This is a genomic window from Bacillus sp. RHFS10, from assembly GCF_016757475.1.
Taxonomy (GTDB): Bacteria; Bacillota; Bacilli; order Bacillales; family Bacillaceae; genus Bacillus; species Bacillus subtilis_G.
This window is the reverse complement of sequence record NZ_JAESPO010000002.1, coordinates 1092602-1106482: the sequence shown is the minus strand read 5'-3', so window position 1 is coordinate 1106482 and position 13881 is coordinate 1092602. Positions and strand designations below refer to the sequence as shown.

The window sequence follows — 13881 nt, the reverse complement described above, 5'->3', positions numbered from 1 at the left end:
CCTCCTTACAAATAAGCCTCATCGAATTTGATGCGGCTAGCGTGGCTTAACTTCAATTTAGTTGGTACTTTTGGTGGCAGCGTGAACCACTCAGATTTTATTTGCAGAGCAGTCATGATTAATTTGCCGCTGCATGTCACTTTTCTTTTTGATGAATCAATAATGAGAGTGTCGCCGGCGATGAAGTTGTAAACGACTTTTATTGTCTTAGAAACAGATCCATCACCATTTAAAAGAGCCACCTCATATAAAGTGGCCGCCTCTTTAAAAACACATTCGATTTTTGGTTGAATCTCCGCATACCCCGGGTTTGTGAAAATCTGCACCCCGGCATTCAGTTCTGATTCCGCAGCCGCTCCATACTTTTTGGGATCAGGGCAGATAAAGGTCAATGTTGCCTGTTGAAAGCCTTCCTGCTCTTCGCCTTCAGATACACTCTCAAAAATTGCATAATAAGTTCTGTCAGGCTCATCATGGAAAATGAGTGGCTTCGGCTCGTCTGTATGCAGAATATAAGTCAGTTCTTCTTGTTTCTTCTTCAATTCTTCTTCACTGCTGAAAGCAAAAAGAACATCTATCGTTATCGTTCTAATCGGTAGTCTGGTCCCTCGAAAGAAACCGCCCGGACGGTTCCCGATCGTAGCTGTATTTACCTCTCGGCTCATTACTCCCCGCCCAGTGGTTGATTTCACATAAAAGAAGGGTGAAATATCGATCCCATTGAATGTAATTTTCCACTGATTGGGCAAAATCTCCTGATAGTTGATCAATTAATTCTCACCCTCCTTGCATTTGATCTCCTTTGTGCGTCTGTCACAGGCTTCTCAACACCCTGCCCGACTTTCTTGCTGTCCATTTCAATAACGATAGTTCTTTCCGGCAGTTCAAGGTTTTTGACATCTGCACTCAACTCTTTTCTGACAACGCCGAGGTCGCTTTTAGATATGGATGTATCGTATGCAAGATTCATATCTTTCTGTTCGATATACATCGCATCTCCGATTGTACTTATTGCATTCTGAACTGCATTGATCCCATACTGAATCCCCGCTGCTATATTAGCAGAAACCGTATTGCCTATATCAAAGCTTTGAAGAGTTGTCTTCTTTTCTATCGTCTTAAGTATCTTGCTGTAAGTATCTACAGCAGTGTTTTGAGCTTCAAAACTAATCATCGTGCTATTTACTTTGTTGTTTACTTCCACCGCAGCCGCTCTCTGTGCAACCTTGGCCGCACTGGCCGCAGCCGATTTTACTTTAGTTTGTGATTTATCAATACCAGCCGCCATACCGGTGCCGACGTGATAACCGACCTGATCGCGCATAACCCTTGATGGAGAATGAATTCCAAGAAGTTTTTTCATACCGTTAGGGATTGCATTTGCCATAGCTTTCACTTTGCTGGCTAATGCCCCTGCCATACCGCCGATACCATTTATTAGACCTTGGATAATGTTACGACCGATCGATTTCAGGTTGATTCCTTTGAAAAAGCTCACAACACTGTTCCAAATGCTTTTAATACGAGATTTGACGCTGTTCATGATGTTGGAAATAGCATTTTTCATTGCGTTAAAGCTATTCTTAGCCGTTGACGTCAAAGCTTTCCAAACGGCCGTCACAGCTGATTTAATCGCATTCCAGATCGTCTTCCACATGTTCTTTTGAGCATTTAGCCATGAAGTAAAGAATGACTTCAATCCATTCCAGATTGACTTTCCGGCGGAAACTAAACCTCTCCAAACCGCGGATACAGTTGACTTCACAGCATTCCAAATTGTAGACCATATCTTTTTTTGGAAATTTAGCCAAGCCGTAAAGAAAGTTTTCAAACCGTTCCAGACAGTTTTTCCAGTGCTTATAATCCCCTTCCAGATGGAAGATAACGCCGACTTTATGCCATTCCATATTCTTGTTGCAGCAGACTTAATCGCATTCCAAACGGTCATGACGACCTTTTTTTGCAATTCGAAGTTTGCCTTTATAAGCGTGACAAGAGCCGACCATACTTTTGATGCTGCATTCTTAATCCCTGTCCAAGCAGAAGAAAGCCACTTAGAAACAACACCCCAGACTTTGATTGTATAAGCCTTGATCTTGTCCCAGTTCGCAATGATGAGAACAACCAAAGCCACTACAGCCGCTGTGATCCATCCAATAGGTCCCATAGCGATGACCCAAGATGCCGCCATTCTCGCCGCATTTGCAGCTGCCTGAGCCGCAAGAATAACGAGGCGCTTTCCGAATGCAATCATTTGTGTGATTCCAGCTGCCAACATAGATGCAAATGAGCTTATTTGAGCCGCTGTCCACGCTGCGGCCATGCGCGCAGCTTGAGCAACAGATTGAGCCGCCATGACAACCATCTGTTTGATCCAAAGGCCCATCTGCACTATCCCAGCTTTAAGGGAAGTGACAAAAGAGCTTATTTTCATAATTGTCCATGCCGTTGCAGTTCGTGTTGCCTGTGCAATAGACTGCGCCGCCATAACAGTCATATTCTTGATCCACAGACCCATTTGAACTATGCCGCTCTTTAGGGAAGATACAAGGGCAGATATTTTCATCGCTGTCCAAGATGCTGCCATTTTTATGCCATTTGCTGTGGCTTGAGCAGCCATGACCGTGTATTTTGCGATGAATTTACCGACCCAGATTATTCCGGTTTTCAGCTGAGATACCATTCGAGCGAGTGTAAATCCTTCGGTACCAGTGACAAACGTTCTTATCCACTTAGCCGCGGTAACAAAGTCTTTTAACCCGTTTGTGACTGCACTAACTGCGGCAATCGCAGGCACTATTGCTCTTAATGCTCCAAGTAATGAAATGCCCACCGCAATGAATTGCCCAATAGCAGGGTTAGCTTGCATCGCAGCATTAGTGAATTTTAAAAATCCGTTTACAGTTTGCAAGATGGATTGCCCTAACGGAGCCATACCAACGAGCAAATTGATTATTGTTTTGGCGATTTCACCAATCGTACTCCAAACAGTCGGACCGTTCGTTTTGATGTAGTCAATAAACGATTGAAATTCTTTTGTTTTCGTGACGCTGCCGGCCCATTCATTAAACCTCTGAGTCATGTTGACAAGGGATGTCATCATGTCCTGAGACATCGGGGCAAAACCGGTAAATAACTTTGTCAGACCGCCTGATAAGTTCCCGATGATCTGCAGCAGTTTAGGACCGTTTGTTTTGACATATTCAATAAACGTTTGGAACTTCTTTGAAGAACCTAAATTAGCTGACCACTTCACCCATGAAGCCGTGGCCTTTTCCAAACTGGCCGACATGTCGTTCCCAAGAGGACCAAAAGCAACAATCAGATTCATAACTGTTCGCAATACGTTTCCGGCTATTTTCCCAAACGTCACAAAAGCCTGGCCTGCATTTTTATTCATGAAACCAATGAAACGTTTCATGTCTGCATCTTTAAATGCTGCATTCATACTTTTAGCCAGTGTAACGCCGCCATTCGCCACGCTTTTGAACATAGGTCTTAAACTATTCAGAACACCTTTGAACGTTGTCAGCGAGCTTGTGAACGTTTTTAGGATAGGCTTCTGAACAGATTCGGAAATGCTCTTCCAGTTCGCTTTGAAATCTTCTAATGTGGCAAGCGCCTTTTTCTCTTCTTTTCCAAGAGACTGCTGAATGCCCTTGATCTTCTCCATGATTTTAGCGCGCTCTTTGGCGTCAGTGGTTTCATCCAGTTTTTCTTGAAGCTTTTTCAAGTCCTCAGAAGCTTTGAAAACACCACCAAGTGAAGATACCGCCAGTGCCCCAAATGCAGCAGCTCCTGTCCCTGCTGTCGCAAACGCACTACCAAGCCCCATAACACCACCAGCTGCCACACCAAGCATCGGGCCCAGTGATCCTATGGCTCCAGTAATACTGGCAAGAACCGGAGAAATCGCAGGCAATGCAGATGTGAAAGCGCCCGCAAGTGAATGGCCTATGACAGTAGAAACGGAGTTAGTGATTTTCGCCAGACGATTCATAGAGTTTTCGAAGCGATCAGTACGGGCTTCTATGAAGATCCATACTCTGTTTGGTAAGGATCTAGTCTCAGTTTGAGCTGCAGCTACTGACCTCGTTAAATCTGATGAATCGCCGTTGATATTGGTTGTAACCCGGTTGGGCAACGAGGCAATCTCAGCCCTTGCTGCTGAAACGGCCCTTTGTACGGGGTCAGCGTCTGCGTCTAAATCGACTCGGGTTCTTTCGTGTCGATGAATAAAGTTGTCGATCTGCTGTTCTGCCTGTCTAACTCTTGCTTGGAAGCTTGCGGTTTCTGCTTCAACTTCAACTGTATGGGTATCAGCCATACGCCGCATCATGTCATTGACTCGATCCATACTCCTGTTGAACCTCTGCGTCTGAGCTTCTACAACAGCAGTAAGCCTCTCGATCATGCCCTCACCCCTTTTCTTTTGATTGTCTTCCGAAGTAAGAACGTACAGCGTCGTTTAACATCTGCACGCCTTTAGCTCTCGGACCAAGCTTATTTATGTCTGATTCACGCCATTTGTTTTCCTCGCTTGTCAGAGAACGCTCAAGCTCTCTGCGCGCTTTTCTGGCGTCAAACATCTTTGACTCTTTTGGTCTCTTTTCGTTTAGTGCATAGCGATGAAACATAGCATTTCTCGCCAACTTTTCCATCTCGTCAATTTCACGGAGTTTGGCTGCTTTTAACTTTCGTTTATACTCATTTGGAGTCCATGACATAATGACATCGTTATCATAGACACCCATCCAACGAGCTGCATTTTCAATTACTTGGAGATAGTCGATCCCGTCTTCTCTTTGTACGCTTCTTCCATCGTCTTTAGCATGTCCTTGTTCATTTCGTCTTCCTCCAGACGCTTCGCTTCCATTTCCGGAGTCTCGTTCGGGCTGACCTTCTTCGGTTTCGACAGCTTGTTCATCATCTTCCATTGCTGACGGATCTTTCCTTTGAAAAAACCCGCTGAATCCAGTGTGTTAAAAGCTTCTTTCACCATCTCATCAACGGCGTTTCCAGTTTCATCTTCTTCAATGATCTTGGCAATAGCATCTTCAATCTGTTCAACAGATGGTTTGCCTTTTTTCAAGTGAGCCAGCGCGCAATCCCAAAATGTAGAAAGGTAAACAGCGTCATCGTTCAGCAAACTGTTGTAAATCGTTAATGTACCGCCTGATTTATCACCGTTTTTATCTTCTTTCGCATATTTCTCATTCGCTGTTCTATCAAATGCGAAATCACAACGCGCAGCATAATCTTTTCCGTCAATTGTTAAATGAGCCATATATAAAACCTCCAAAATTTCGTATTAAAAAGAGCCCTAGCAATAGCCGGGCTCCTATACTTCTTCTTTATTTGTGCGAATCGTGAATTTCTCTGACCATGCCGACTCACCTGCAACGTTAACTGCGGACACATTGAAAATGTATGAACTATCGGGTTTAAGAGTCGGATTGGAGAGATATGAGTTCGTCGTGACAGTTGCTATCTTTGCGTAGTATCTGTAAATGTTGTACGAGGTCGCCCCTTTTACCGCGTCCCACTTGAATCCCACTTGATTAGAAGTGACACTTGTCGTGGTTATATTACGGGGTATATCAGGGCGCAGTCGCTTGAGTTCTCGTAATAATCTCTGTCATTGGTGATTCCCCAGCATCGTTAACCGCAGAGACATTGACCGTCAGCTGGGTATCTGCCGCAATGTCTGTCAATGTGTGGGATGTGCCTGTGACAGTAGCATCAAGTTTCTTTTCTGCCCCTCTGTACACTTTGTATGACGTTGCCCCATCTACCGCATCCCAATTCACGGTCACGCTGTCAGTAGTAGCTGTGAACGATAGATTTTGGGGCGCCTTAGGGTGTAGTCGTGCCGCCAAACTGCTCAAATTTCGTTGCACCAGCTGAAGACTCAATTGCTGCAAGAACTTCATCAGGTAATGGATCAAGCTCGCCTTTAAAAGTTTTGCCCAATACCGGTAATGTCACTGATGTTTCAACGAATCCATCCTGTGGCTGACTAACCTCTAAACTCTCAATAATTGCATGACCATAAACTGCATTATGCTTCCCGTTTGCATTTTTATTTTTATTAGCCTTCCATACTTTGATAGCTTGTTCATTGTCGTAAGCAGTCTCAATTGCTTCCTGTCCCGGATCTGAAACAGCAGCATAATAAGTGAGCTCGAAGTTTTCGTTTTTTGTTCCGTAACCAACAATCCGTCCTGATTTCGTGGATTCATCAAGAGTGTCCTGTTCTTTTGTATGAGATCCTTCTGTCTGGAAAGCAATGAACAAACCATCAGTTCCTGTTGCGTTCATTGGCTGAACGAAATAAATCTCATCTTTACCATTCAATAATTCTGGCATTTCTTTCATCCTCTCAATTGTTTATTGTGTATCGCATCCTGAGAATGCCGTGTCTGGTGTATCCATCGATGTCGGTGATCACCTGCATGCCGCGCATCTCACAACGGCATAAAGAAAAGCCCTCTATTTCTAGGGGCTCTCTCGTTATTGCTTGCAGCATCAAATCAAGGATCTGCATCGCTTCTTTTTTGCCGTTGTAGTCGCTCCAGCAATGGAGAACAACATTGATGATTTCACCTTTAGACGTTTTTGTTTCAAATGGCGAAACGTCATCATCGCCCGTTGTTACATACGGCTTTTTCTGATCTTTCGAGACTGCATCAAGCACACCAGTGACGCGTGCATTCAGCTCTTCATCAGTTGATAGCCTTTGAAATATAGCCATTTGCAAGGGCCACATGGCTGACCGCATAATGACAGCCCCTTTCTATCACATTTGACTGGCGAAGTACCGCATACCTTCCTCAATGGACGGATTCCAGAACGGCTGGGCCCGCATGCCTCGTGTCATAACCCATTGGTTAAGCTTGGTGTCATAATAGACCCAAGGAGTCTGCCGGCCGCCGCCCGATTCGCTATAAATTCCTGTTCCATACTCTACATACCAAGTTGTTATCGTATGGCTTTTTATCCATACTTCTTACTGTCACCAGCAAGTTCGGCGTACATTTTCAACCAATAAAAAAAGACAACCCTTATTTATTGGTTGCCGGACACTCTTGGGAACATTATATTTATTCAGTTCCTACGCTCTACGGTGCTTGGTAGCCTTTCGCAATCTACCAAGTTACCTCGGTGTTGTCTTGACTGGATTAAACAATTCGGGTGGTCTCATACCGCTTCTATAGTACCTAGAATGCAGAGTACCATAATTAATACCAAGCTTTTCTGACCAGTGTTTTAGATTCAGACGTTCACCTTGATACTCCACCCAAACAGTCGATCTTCTATTGACTGCTTGTTCTTTTATCTGAATCCAAGTGCAATTATCAGGAGAATATCCTTTATTAACATCAATTCTTTCAATAGATAGATTGTCACTATAACCATTATCTAAAGACCATTTCTTAAAAGTATCGAAGCTTTTCTTCCATTCATCACAAACATCAATTCCTCTACCACCATATCTTTCATAAGCTTTGTCAGATTTGTTATAACAACGCTTCTTCATATTCATCCATACAATATAGAGGTGCTTACCGCTTTGTTTATGTGTGTGATTCTTAGTTAAATTTATTTTGTCTTGCTCTTTTTTTAAACAACCACACGATCTAATTGAACTTTTAAGAGAGTCGCTTCTTACCGTTTTAGTTTTACCGCAGTCACAAACACAGTCCCAAAACGTTTTTCTCCCAGAACGTTTTTCAGATAACTTTATAACTCTCAATCTCCCAAATTTCTTTCCTATTAAGTCACTAATACCTTCCCCTTTAATGAATTGGCCCTTTGTATTACGATTTTCTGGCATAATATCACCTCTAAATAATATTATACCTGTGCCAATTTCGATAAAAAAGCTTCAACGCAAGACTTCCACCGATTTTGCCCAGTTTATTACCCCGTTATTACTAACGAGGACGGCGTACGTTTCACCGCATAATCAGCCCCAACAGAAATAACGGCTGTTAAGCCGCCATCCCGATAGTCGATTTCTATTGAATTTTTCAAGTTCCCGCCGTCTATCATGGCCGTTGGAGCATTTAAAACGGCGTTGCTGTAAATCAGCTCGGCCGTGTCAGTTACAATCCGTTTGGTTTCTTCAATCACATTGTTCCTGAACTCTTCAGTCGCTCTGCTCATTTGTCTAACCCATCTGCCGCTAACTCTCGCCATCAGACTCCAGCACCCCCGTCACTTGGCATTTCAAATTCAAGACCTCATGCATGCCGCCTTGATCAATTGGCTCTGATTTGAGAATGAGAATTTTGCTTTCATAAATGATCCTCATTGTTTTCTCAATGTCAGTACGATAAGGGAAATACACGTTGCATTCTATCGGGGTTTGCAGCTGCTGAGCCTGATAAAACTCCCGGGAACTAACGCCACTGACTAAAGCTTCTGTTGTGATGTAGTCAACGTAACCTTCTTCATAACCACCGCCGCCGTCCGGCACCTTTCCCATCCGCTGAAACGTGATTTCATGGGGAAATTCCTCATAGATCATTTAACTCTCAGCCTTCGATATGGCGTAAGGTGCTTTGTAATATACCGAGGAAATTCTGTATTGTACGAATACGATACATCCCCCATGCTTCTTCCCGAGAGTCCAGAAGGAGTTATGTTATATTCTGCAGCCTTCGCAACAAAAAGCTTCACGCCAGCTGGCAAAGTCTCCGGATCGAAACTGTTATTACAAAAGTCACTCGCATACTCAATCAAATTAGGGACTATTTCAGACAAATATTCGTCATGCCTATCTGTCTTAATCCCTGTCATTCGCTTTACTTGTCCGATGTCCACCGAATCACCTACTCTTCACCCAAGACAATCCTAATCAGTTCGTCTTTAGGCGCTTTTGGATCAAACTCGTATTCATTCTCTTTCAGGAAAGCAATAATCTCATCTTTGTTTACTTTCTGCAGTTGAGCCTCAGTCATATCAAAAAGATCGGCAGCTGGCTTTTTGATTTCATCAACTCTCTTAAAGCCAATATGTGAGTAAACCACCTCAAAAGCCTTTTCAGTGCATTCAATGGTTTTGGAACCGTTAGATGCTTTCATATCACGCGCCGCCTCCTTCCAGTGCTTTTATCCGATTCTCTAAATCAGAAAGTTTAGCTGTCACATCGTCACCGAGCTTGGCAAAAGTAACTGCCTTGGCACCGATGTTGGCATTTTGTACACTACCGGTGCCGATGTTACGATTTTGGACAGATCCATCACCGATATTGATGTTTTTCACTTCTCCGTCGCCGATCATTTCTGATTTGATGCTTTTATCAGCAGGCGTTGAACCGGGCAAGCCGGTCACCTTCGCGCCCTCTTTTATTTCAAGCTCGCCGCCGATCACCAATTTGTCTCCGTTATTAGTTTTATAGTTTTTAGATGTGTATCCCATGAACTTACGCCCCCGTTGCTGGTGTAATAGCTGCAAACGCATCATCAGTCAATGTCATGAAACCGACTTGCTGAGTGACACGAAGAGCAACCATATCACGCTCATACAAATTGATTGGGTTGCCATCAGCATCAACAATTGTTGTCAATGTTGCATCCTCAGAGATTTTGTATTCCATACCTTGAGGGATGCCGTACCGTGTGTAATTCCAGTCAGCCGCAAGTAATGCCGCTTTTTCGTAATCCCATGACTTAGAATCAACATAGCCGATCGGAAGGCCAAGAGCCTGTTGTGTTGCGCCGCCTGTTGCATCATTGAAGATTGGAAGCCCGTTACCGTCTTTAGTACCGCGAAGTTTTTGACGGAATCGGCGTGTTGTTGTAAAGCCGTTTATATCCTTATCCGCATCCTCAACTAACGCCATTACTCCATTAAGCTCGTCATATAGGTTGCCGAGTGAGTTTAAAGCAACAGTGTTACCGGATTCCTTAATTTTTTCAAATACAGAAACACCTTGACCAAATGGTGAATCAACACCGAATAACGCAGCCTGATCGAATTTAATAGCAAAGGCTTCAGCGATAGCCGGGCGCATTTGTGTGAAGAAATCAGCGATGGTATAACGCAAGAATTCTTTAGAAACAGGGATGATGACACCCAATTTCTTTGAAATCATTTTTGCTGTTAACCATTGGGCCTTAGAAGTTTTGATTCTCTCGCCTTCTCCAACCCAGTAAGCCCCTGGTCCAGAAGCCAAGTATGTGAATTCTTTCTCCGGCTTAGTCATTTCTTCATATTTTGCGAGTTTTGTAACAGCAGATTGAGTCATAAACTCTTTTAAAACTAGAGTACCTTGTTCAGTTGGGACCTTTCCGTTTACTGCGTCTTGCATCAATGCATTGTTTGGATTAAATGTTGGCATAAAGATAGCCCTCCTTATTTTCTGATGCTTGCTTCAGCTGCAAGCGAGCTAATATCTAAACTCTGATTTGTCGGTTCATTGCTACCGGACTGAACGTCACGGCCATTCTCTTGAAACTTGGATTCAATCGCATTTTGAAGTGCAGCGTTGTACTTCTCTTCGAACGCCCCGAGGTTCTTCATCGTTGATTCTTCATCCTCACCGATAAAGAATTCCACTACATCTGCCGGCAGTTGCTTTTCAGAAGCATAAGAGACAGCTTTATTTAAAAGCTTTTCACGTTGTGCTGCTGTCTTTTGATCCTTCAGCTCTTTCTCCAGCTTCCTGATTCGCTTTTGTTCCTCTGTTTCTTCCGGATAAAGCTCTTTTACCTTTGCATCAACCAGAGCATCGAGGTTGTTCGCCTTCCATGTATCAAGGCCTTTCGTAAAATGAGAATCCAACCGAGGCTGAATGAGGCGTTTCCCTTCTTCTGTATCTAAAAACCCATTCACCTTGTCAGCAGACACGGCAGAAAGTTCATTCAGATACGACTTCACTTCTTCGCTCTCTTTATTTTCTTCGAGAAATTTTTTCACTTCTTCTAATGTTGGCATTACAGTTCTTCCTCCTTTGCCCTCTACAGTGCGCGCCTGTTATGAGTGCATGAAAAATAAGCCTTTTAACGTCATGCTCGGGACAAGGATAATTGATTTACTCTTTAACTTCTTTGAAATCAGCATCAAATTCGTGTTTATTCCAATTCTTGATTTTCACGTATTCATTTTGCTTTAGCTCCCACTGCCATATATTTATTTCAACAGGTGGATACTCACCATTTGACAACTCATTTGCTTTCTCCATAGCTTTTTCGAACGTAGGGTAAATCCCTACCTGATGAGGATAACAGTCATAATAATCGTCACTTGTGTACTCAACTTCAAAGAACGTCACTGTTTACACCTCGTTTATTTTTCTTCACTTTGACTATTTTCTTTATGAATCATTTGCAACGATGCAAGAGTTTCAGCATCTATGTCGATATGTTCTGTCGTAAATCTAATAGTGCATTCATTAAATGTTTCCGTTGACATATGCAGCAATAAATCAGTTATTAAGCTAGGTTCTTGGCCATCAATCAATATGTCATAATCACTTATCCTTAATGGATGCATGTAAGGTGATTCAAGCTTTTTTCTACCCTCTTCATTTAGCTTGATTTCTAGTTTAGCCATCATTATTTCCCCTTTTCCTCGATGGATTTGTACCACTCTTCATACGTCTGGTACGGGATAGTCTCGCCAGCTCCATTGCCGCGCTTACGGGCCCTTCTTGTATCCGGAAGCACGCCGTTTACTTTGAAAGCAATCGTACAACGGCAGTTAATATCATCCTTGGCATTATTCATGTGCCCCGGAGCCGGCCCGACGCCGCCATATATAGATTTGAATAGCCCGTTTCGTTCAACGGTCTTGCCATCCAGCTTCCTGTGCCCCGAACGAGTTTTCAGATCAAGAGTTGCATTCCACATCTTTTCGAGTTTGCTCTTTTTAGAAGCCTGCTCAGCGCTTTTCATCCTCGCCGAGACTTGTACCCTATGAGTCTCAGTTCTCGCCACGTCACGAGCCTTTCTGCGGGCAAATTCGGTCGTTTGCTCAATACGCCGGGCAATCTTCGAGTAATCTTCACCAGCTTGAATCCCTTGAGCAATTGAAATCTGTATTTGTCGCACGTAGTCATCCCTGTGGCGCTTATATAAGGCTGAGAGAGTCAATTCAGCTATCGGGTTTAATATGGCCTGCTTTATTACTTCGACTGTAGGGATGCTGAAGCCTAAATCAACCGCAGCTTCCATCTCGTACAAATAGGCAGAGCGCATGTAACTCTCAAGGAATTGTTTAGCAGCCAATGCCTCAACGATTGTGAGGATAGTTTTGAATGCCTTGCTGGATTCCTCAGTCATGAGCTCCATTTCTTTTTTAAACCTGTTGTATTTATTCATATCAGCCATGGATAGCTGACCATCTCTGCTGTACTTCGCATAAAGGGCCGCGATTTGTTGATTGATTTCTTTCAGCCGTTGAGCAAAAACGACATCAATCTTTTTCGCATCCTCTGTGATCATGTCATCCAGGTACTTATCAATATCACTCTGGTTCATCTTCATCACCGCCCGTATCTGTTTCGATATCAGTCAACGGTGGCATGCTGTTCCTGTACTCCTCTTCCTCCTCTTTCATCTTATGAAGCTCATACTGAACATCATCGACAAAAGACAAGAGAGAAAGGCGTGTTTCTTCGCTGATTAATCCTTTAAGCTGCGATGTTGTCTGTGCCTCTTCAAGAACGTTGGCTGGAAGGTTACGCTTGAATCCGAACCAGACTTTCAAGTAATCTTCTGCTTTGGCTATATTTTTCGTTGCCCAAGCCGAAAAGATCAACTTGTATTGATAACGTAGGGCAGCAGTCATTTTCCGTTCCATCGTGATGCATTTATTCTCAAGCGCCATCAATTTAAATTTCATTGCAACGCCAGTGACATTCCCGCCAAATGATTCATCAGAGAAATTGACCGACTTTGCAAAACGGAGAATGTTTTCTTCGAGCCGATTCAAGTGATTTTCAATGATTGCGTCATTTATATCCTTTGTCAGATAGCTGACATCATCTTTTTCATCGTAAAGCTCAAGAATCCCAGTCTTTTTAAGCTGCTGGAGTGTGTCCTCATCTGCTCCCAGTCCCTTTAGGATCAAGTACGCCAGTCTGTACTGCTCAATTTCATTTGAGGCGTCTGACAGTGTCCGGTCATAGGCATCAATAAGAGACAATACCTTCTCGGCATCGCCTTTGAGCTCTTTATTGTTTACCAGCCCGAATAAAGGGCAGCCATCAAACATATGGGGCTGTTTGTGATCCAAGGTAAAAGCTGAACTATCCTTCGTACTGAAATAATAAATCGTTTTGCTATCGTAAAATTCCGCTTTTTGCTGCCCGTTATATGTCTCGTAATAACGCAAAGCATATTCTGGTTCATGAATATTCCCATCGCTGAGGAAAACAGCTTCCCATGGTTCAATGTTTTTGACTCTTTCATTACCGTTCCGGTCGATATATGCAAGCCGCGCTCCGTAGCCGCAAATGGTAGCCATCTTCCCCCATTCACTATCTTCGTCAGCAATATTATTCAGAGTGTTGAAGTCATCAATCATTTGCTTTCCGGGCGATGTAGTGCCAGCCTCTCGCTTGTCATCAAACTCATAAGTGATTGGATGCCCGAAGAGATAGCCCACTTTTGTATCAACTATGTCTGAATCAAATGAGTTATTGAGTTTGTTATTTACCTTATGATCTATCCGCTTAACATGGCCGGTCTCGAAATCCTCATACTCAATGGCTTCTCTTGTCAAGATCGGTACGCCCTGAACCTCTGCCTTGTATCGGTCGTATAAGTTTTTCATTCTATCATGATCGTTTTTATGTGCTTCGATGATGTCTGCAATCAACTCAGGTGTAATCCCTGAAGCTCTGATCTTATCTATCAAATGATTCACATG

18 protein-coding genes and 3 pseudogenes are annotated in these 13881 nt (G+C 43.3%); all 21 read right to left on the bottom strand.

The window, feature by feature from the left end:
- Positions 1–5: 5 nt before the first annotated feature.
- Positions 6–770 carry a distal tail protein Dit gene (locus JMN17_RS12370; RefSeq protein WP_202328200.1) on the bottom strand — a complete coding sequence of 255 codons (765 nt, stop codon included), beginning with the start codon at positions 768–770 and terminating at the stop codon, positions 6–8.
- Positions 771–1108: 338 nt separating this feature from the next.
- Positions 1109–4414 (bottom strand): annotated as a pseudogene (locus JMN17_RS12365) (tail tape measure protein); the annotation flags it as partial.
- 4 nt (positions 4415–4418) lie between these two features.
- Positions 4419–4754 carry a hypothetical protein gene (locus tag JMN17_RS12360; RefSeq protein ID WP_242519881.1) on the bottom strand — a complete coding sequence of 112 codons (336 nt, stop codon included), beginning with the start codon at positions 4752–4754 and terminating at the stop codon, positions 4419–4421.
- Positions 4755–4774: 20 nt separating this feature from the next.
- The gene (locus JMN17_RS12355) at positions 4775–5287 is read right to left on the bottom strand and encodes a tail assembly chaperone (protein ID WP_202328198.1); all 513 of its coding nucleotides are present in this window, start codon (positions 5285–5287) and stop codon (positions 4775–4777) included.
- A gap of 54 nt (positions 5288–5341) precedes the next feature.
- A complete protein-coding gene (locus JMN17_RS22135) occupies positions 5342–5587 on the bottom strand; it encodes a fibronectin type III domain-containing protein (protein WP_202328240.1) in 246 nt (81 codons plus the stop codon).
- A gap of 13 nt (positions 5588–5600) precedes the next feature.
- On the bottom strand, positions 5601–5933 hold the full coding sequence (locus tag JMN17_RS12345) for a fibronectin type III domain-containing protein (RefSeq protein ID WP_242519880.1): 333 nt from the start codon (positions 5931–5933) through the stop codon (positions 5601–5603).
- Positions 5857–6369 carry a phage major tail protein, TP901-1 family gene (locus JMN17_RS12340; RefSeq protein WP_202328196.1) on the bottom strand — a complete coding sequence of 171 codons (513 nt, stop codon included), beginning with the start codon at positions 6367–6369 and terminating at the stop codon, positions 5857–5859. The genes JMN17_RS12345 and JMN17_RS12340 overlap by 77 nt, the downstream gene beginning before the upstream one ends.
- 13 nt (positions 6370–6382) lie before the next feature.
- Positions 6383–6781: a DUF3168 domain-containing protein gene (locus tag JMN17_RS12335; RefSeq protein ID WP_202328195.1), complete on the bottom strand. Its 399-nt coding sequence runs from the start codon at positions 6779–6781 to the stop codon at positions 6383–6385.
- Between the two features lie 18 nt (positions 6782–6799).
- Positions 6800–6973, bottom strand: a pseudogene (locus JMN17_RS21750) (HK97 gp10 family phage protein); the annotation flags it as partial.
- Positions 6974–7156: 183 nt separating this feature from the next.
- Entirely contained in the window at positions 7157–7837 is a 681-nt protein-coding gene (locus JMN17_RS12330; protein ID WP_202328194.1) for a hypothetical protein, read from the bottom strand.
- 122 nt (positions 7838–7959) lie between these two features.
- Positions 7960–8202 (bottom strand): annotated as a pseudogene (locus JMN17_RS12325) (HK97 gp10 family phage protein); the annotation flags it as partial.
- Positions 8189–8533: a phage head closure protein gene (locus JMN17_RS12320; protein WP_202328193.1), complete on the bottom strand. Its 345-nt coding sequence runs from the start codon at positions 8531–8533 to the stop codon at positions 8189–8191. The pseudogene JMN17_RS12325 and the gene JMN17_RS12320, both read right to left, overlap by 14 nt.
- Positions 8530–8829 carry a phage head-tail connector protein gene (locus tag JMN17_RS12315; protein WP_202328192.1) on the bottom strand — a complete coding sequence of 100 codons (300 nt, stop codon included), beginning with the start codon at positions 8827–8829 and terminating at the stop codon, positions 8530–8532. The genes JMN17_RS12320 and JMN17_RS12315 overlap by 4 nt, the downstream gene beginning before the upstream one ends.
- 8 nt (positions 8830–8837) lie before the next feature.
- Positions 8838–9089, bottom strand: coding sequence for a hypothetical protein (locus tag JMN17_RS12310; RefSeq protein ID WP_202328191.1), 252 nt, complete (start codon positions 9087–9089; stop codon positions 8838–8840).
- 1 nt (position 9090) lies between these two features.
- Positions 9091–9426, bottom strand: a complete 336-nt coding sequence (locus tag JMN17_RS12305; RefSeq protein ID WP_202328190.1) for a hypothetical protein — start codon at positions 9424–9426, stop codon at positions 9091–9093.
- Positions 9427–9430: 4 nt separating this feature from the next.
- Complete coding sequence (locus tag JMN17_RS12300; protein ID WP_202328189.1) at positions 9431–10348, bottom strand: phage major capsid protein; 918 nt, start codon at positions 10346–10348, stop codon at positions 9431–9433.
- A 14-nt stretch (positions 10349–10362) separates the two neighbouring features.
- On the bottom strand, positions 10363–10944 hold the full coding sequence (locus JMN17_RS12295; RefSeq protein WP_202328188.1) for a DUF4355 domain-containing protein: 582 nt from the start codon (positions 10942–10944) through the stop codon (positions 10363–10365).
- A 97-nt stretch (positions 10945–11041) separates the two neighbouring features.
- Positions 11042–11281 carry a hypothetical protein gene (locus JMN17_RS12290; RefSeq protein ID WP_202328187.1) on the bottom strand — a complete coding sequence of 80 codons (240 nt, stop codon included), beginning with the start codon at positions 11279–11281 and terminating at the stop codon, positions 11042–11044.
- 14 nt (positions 11282–11295) lie between these two features.
- Complete coding sequence (locus tag JMN17_RS12285) at positions 11296–11562, bottom strand: hypothetical protein (RefSeq protein ID WP_202328186.1); 267 nt, start codon at positions 11560–11562, stop codon at positions 11296–11298.
- A 2-nt stretch (positions 11563–11564) separates the two neighbouring features.
- Positions 11565–12488 (bottom strand): phage minor head protein, encoded by a 924-nt coding sequence (locus tag JMN17_RS12280; RefSeq protein ID WP_202328185.1) that lies wholly within the window; start codon positions 12486–12488, stop codon positions 11565–11567.
- Positions 12475–13878 carry a phage portal protein gene (locus JMN17_RS12275; RefSeq protein ID WP_202328184.1) on the bottom strand — a complete coding sequence of 468 codons (1404 nt, stop codon included), beginning with the start codon at positions 13876–13878 and terminating at the stop codon, positions 12475–12477. The genes JMN17_RS12280 and JMN17_RS12275 overlap by 14 nt, the downstream gene beginning before the upstream one ends.
- Positions 13879–13881 lie beyond the last annotated feature (3 nt).

What these genes read in the sequence shown, in the direction of transcription:
- JMN17_RS12320 (WP_202328193.1), bottom strand. Translation starts at nt 8,533, where the DNA reads ATGATCTATGAGGAATTTCCCCATGAAATCACGTTTCAGCGGATGGGA.
- JMN17_RS12335 (WP_202328195.1), bottom strand. Translation starts at nt 6,781, where the DNA reads ATGCGGTCAGCCATGTGGCCCTTGCAAATGGCTATATTTCAAAGGCTA.
- JMN17_RS12345 (WP_242519880.1), bottom strand. Translation starts at nt 5,933, where the DNA reads ATGAAGTTCTTGCAGCAATTGAGTCTTCAGCTGGTGCAACGAAATTTG.
- JMN17_RS12355 (WP_202328198.1), bottom strand. Translation starts at nt 5,287, where the DNA reads ATGGCTCATTTAACAATTGACGGAAAAGATTATGCTGCGCGTTGTGAT.
- JMN17_RS12295 (WP_202328188.1), bottom strand. Translation starts at nt 10,944, where the DNA reads ATGCCAACATTAGAAGAAGTGAAAAAATTTCTCGAAGAAAATAAAGAG.
- JMN17_RS12360 (WP_242519881.1), bottom strand. Translation starts at nt 4,754, where the DNA reads ATGGGTGTCTATGATAACGATGTCATTATGTCATGGACTCCAAATGAG.
- JMN17_RS12305 (WP_202328190.1), bottom strand. Translation starts at nt 9,426, where the DNA reads ATGGGATACACATCTAAAAACTATAAAACTAATAACGGAGACAAATTG.
- JMN17_RS12340 (WP_202328196.1), bottom strand. Translation starts at nt 6,369, where the DNA reads ATGCCAGAATTATTGAATGGTAAAGATGAGATTTATTTCGTTCAGCCA.
- JMN17_RS12285 (WP_202328186.1), bottom strand. Translation starts at nt 11,562, where the DNA reads ATGGCTAAACTAGAAATCAAGCTAAATGAAGAGGGTAGAAAAAAGCTT.
- JMN17_RS12330 (WP_202328194.1), bottom strand. Translation starts at nt 7,837, where the DNA reads ATGCCAGAAAATCGTAATACAAAGGGCCAATTCATTAAAGGGGAAGGT.
- JMN17_RS12300 (WP_202328189.1), bottom strand. Translation starts at nt 10,348, where the DNA reads ATGCCAACATTTAATCCAAACAATGCATTGATGCAAGACGCAGTAAAC.
- JMN17_RS12280 (WP_202328185.1), bottom strand. Translation starts at nt 12,488, where the DNA reads ATGAACCAGAGTGATATTGATAAGTACCTGGATGACATGATCACAGAG.
- JMN17_RS12310 (WP_202328191.1), bottom strand. Translation starts at nt 9,089, where the DNA reads ATGAAAGCATCTAACGGTTCCAAAACCATTGAATGCACTGAAAAGGCT.